At 67.1% G+C, this 2,875-nt stretch carries 2 protein-coding genes and 2 pseudogenes; 1 reads left to right on the top strand and 3 read right to left on the bottom strand.

Annotated elements, in window-relative coordinates; translation table 11 throughout:
* Positions 1-109: 109 nt before the first annotated feature.
* The gene (locus VX037_RS23655; protein ID WP_266063714.1) at positions 110-1,039 is read right to left on the bottom strand and encodes a helix-turn-helix transcriptional regulator; all 930 of its coding nucleotides are present in this window, start codon (positions 1,037-1,039) and stop codon (positions 110-112) included.
* Between the two features lie 101 nt (positions 1,040-1,140).
* Between VX037_RS23655 and VX037_RS23650 the strand changes: the two genes are divergently transcribed.
* Complete coding sequence (locus tag VX037_RS23650; protein ID WP_266063715.1) at positions 1,141-1,839, top strand: SDR family NAD(P)-dependent oxidoreductase; 699 nt, start codon at positions 1,141-1,143, stop codon at positions 1,837-1,839.
* A gap of 63 nt (positions 1,840-1,902) precedes the next feature.
* On the opposite strand, the pseudogene VX037_RS23645 reads toward VX037_RS23650, so the two are convergent.
* Together VX037_RS23645 and VX037_RS23640 are read right to left on the bottom strand one after the other, a co-directional pair.
* Positions 1,903-2,043 (bottom strand): annotated as a pseudogene (locus VX037_RS23645) (ISL3 family transposase); the annotation flags it as partial.
* Between the two features lie 228 nt (positions 2,044-2,271).
* Positions 2,272-2,796, bottom strand: a pseudogene (locus VX037_RS23640) (aldehyde dehydrogenase family protein); the annotation flags it as partial.
* Positions 2,797-2,875: the final 79 nt, after the last annotated feature.

Below are 2,875 nucleotides of genomic sequence, written 5' to 3'. Positions count from 1 at the left end.
AGAATCCCCCAGCAGACAGGCACTTTCGCGTATCACACGCCGCCCATCACCCAGCCACGTGAAAGATCGAGGCTAGAGACGCGCTTTGCCACACGGTTCTCGCGATCGGCTACGACGGCCGGGAGTGGAGGTTGTGTGGCTCGGATGTCGCGGTGCGGCCGTTCGTTGTGTCGGGCGGGGTCGTCGCGTGGTCGGGTTGGCCGGCGACCAGTGCGAGTGCCAGCTTGCTCTCGTCGTCGCTGCCGGGGACGACGGTGTAGATGACGATCTTGAGGTCGGTGTCGCTGTCGGTGAGGACGTCGCAGTCAACCGTGATTTCGCCGACGTCGGGGCGGATGATCGTCTTTCGGTCCTCGCGGTGGCCGCGGACCTCAGCTTGAGCCCAGAGTCGGGCGAAGCGTGGGTTGCCGGCTGTGGTGCGGGAGATTAGGTTGGCCAGGCGCGGATCGTTCGGATACCGGGCGGATGCTTGGCGCAGGTCGGCGACGACCGCGAGGTCGGATTCGTCGGGGTTGTCTGCGCGCACCGGCCAGAGAGCGACGGTGCCGCGGGTGCCGGGCACGGGGAGCCGGGAGGCGACCAGGTTGCGTTCTTGCGGCAGTACCCCCTGGGGGGCGCCCAGCAGCGCGGCCCAGGCGCGGTTCCACCAGATCAGCCGCCAGTCTGCCGCATAGACCGACACCGGGGTGTCGCCGAGACGGTCGAGGACGCGATGGATGCCCGGCGGGATGTGGTCGTCGATCATCCCCGCGCCCGGCGGGAGTAGACCGGCCAGCCGGTGGAGATGGTCGCGTTCGGGGTGGGTGAGCTGCAGCGCCCGCGCCAGCGCCCCGGTGATCTGCGCGGACGGGGCGACGGCGCGTCCCTGCTCCAGCCGCACCACGTAGTCGACCGACACCCCGGCGAGCTCTGCCAGCTCCTCCCGGCGCAGTCCGGGAGCTCTGCGGCCGTGCCGGGCTGGCAGTCCCGCCGCGGCCGGGCTCAGTCGGTCGCGCCATGCGCGCAGCGTCGCTCCGAGACTGGTTTCCTGTGCATCCACCCCTTCATTGTCGGCCGTCGCCGGCCCGGCAGGGTGGTACGTGTCGTCCTACCTTCCAGCGATCCCTGGCTACCGTCCTCGCCGTGGATGACACTCGAAGCATGACCGACATTATTTTCATCACCGGCGCCAACAAGGGTCTCGGATTCGAGACCGCACGCCGGCTCACCGATCTGGGGCACACTGTCGTCATCGGCGCGCGGGACCAGACGCGCGGTCGTGAGGCCGCCGAGAAGCTCGGGGTCCGGCTGGTCCCGATCGACGTTACCGACGACGTGTCCGTAGCGGCGGCCGCGGCAGATCTGCAGGAGCACGAGGGACGTGTCGATACGCTCATCAACAACGCTGGCATCGTCGGCAGCCGGGCAGCGGCCGATGACCTCACCGGCGCCGACGCGCTGGAGACGTTCAACACGAACGTCGCCAGCGTCGTGCGGGTCACCCACGCGTTCCTGCCGCTGCTTCGACGGGCCGAGCGCCCCCGCGTTGTCAACGTCTCCAGCGGCATGGGCTCCTTCGCCCTCACCCATGACCCCGACCGGGTCGAGTCGGCGGTCATCGGCCCGCTCTATACCTCGTCCAAGGCGGCCGTCACCATGCTCACAACCCAGTACGCCAAAGCGATCCCCGATATCCGGTTCAACGCCGCCGACCCGGGCTACACCGCCACCGACTTCAACGACCACCGCGGCACCCAGACCATCACCGAGGGCACCGACGCCATCATCACCCTCGCCACCGAGGGCCCCTCCGCCGGGACCGGCCGGTTCATCGACCGCCACGGACCGGTCGCCTGGTGAAGTCGATCCGCACCACCCCAGAGGAGGTCGTCACCGCTCTACGGTCACCGGCCGCGGCGACGCGCACCCGGCGCACTTGCAGCGTCGGGTGCGAACCAGCAGCGTGGTCGGGCGGTGTCCGAACGGTTCGTGCGCGAGCTGCCGAATGTCGGTCCCGCGAGATAGCGCCACGCCGCTGCAGCCCCGGCACCACGGGTCCGGCTCGGCGTCCCCGGCACTCGAGGTGGCGAGGGCGGCGGATCGCGGACCATTTTCCGAGTGGCTGGATTCGGAACGCCTGGTGGTGAACATCGCGCGCAGATCTTTGCGGATATGACCGCGCTGCGCGGCGGGCCGATCCACACATGCGCACGACGGGAATGGCAAACTTTCCCTGGAGAGCCGACATGAGCACCGAGATCGCGGGGCTGCAGTGAGTTCAGGATGGCAGTATCAGATGAGATAAGCAGGGACGGTTGTTTGTGCGGTGACCCATTGGGTTTCGGTGAACGCATCGAGGTTCGCTGCAATCCCGCCTACCCGTCCACCGTTACCCGATGCGCCTAATCCGCCGAAGGGTACCGTTGCCTCGTCTCCGACCGTCTGGTCGTTGATGTGTACGAGACCAGCGGGAATCCGCTGGGCAACTTCTAGGCCTCTCATCGCATCAGAGGTCAAGATGCTAAGCGCAAGACCGTATTCGGAATTGTTGGCAATCGCGATCGCGTCTTCGACGGTGCCGAACGAAGCTACAGGGGCGACTGGGCCGAACACCTCGTTGGCGAACGCGGGGGCGTGTAGTGGAGTCTGGGAAAGGACAGTGGGGCGATACAGAAGGTCGTCATAAGCGCCGCCGGCTGCTAGCACCGCGCCTGCTTCGATCGAACCGGTGACCAAGGAGTGGATACTGTCGCGCTGGCGAGCGTCGATAATTGGCCCCAGCGCGACGTCGCTGCTGAACGGGTCCCCTACACGGAGATTGGGGCTCCCCCGAAAAAGTGGACACGGTTAGCTTGATTGCTGACTTGTCAGTGATGTGACCTCGAAGTCGATAGGC

The sequence above is a fragment of the Gordonia sp. Z-3 genome (assembly GCF_036233855.1).
Lineage (GTDB): Bacteria > Actinomycetota > Actinomycetes > Mycobacteriales > Mycobacteriaceae > Gordonia > Gordonia tangerina.
The sequence above is the reverse complement of the archived record's forward strand: the minus strand, read 5'-3'. Positions and strand labels throughout refer to the sequence as shown.

Excerpts from the sequence above, each read along its gene's own strand:
- VX037_RS23650 (WP_266063715.1), top strand. The coding sequence starts at position 1,141 with ATGACCGACATTATTTTCATCACCGGCGCCAACAAGGGTCTCGGATTC.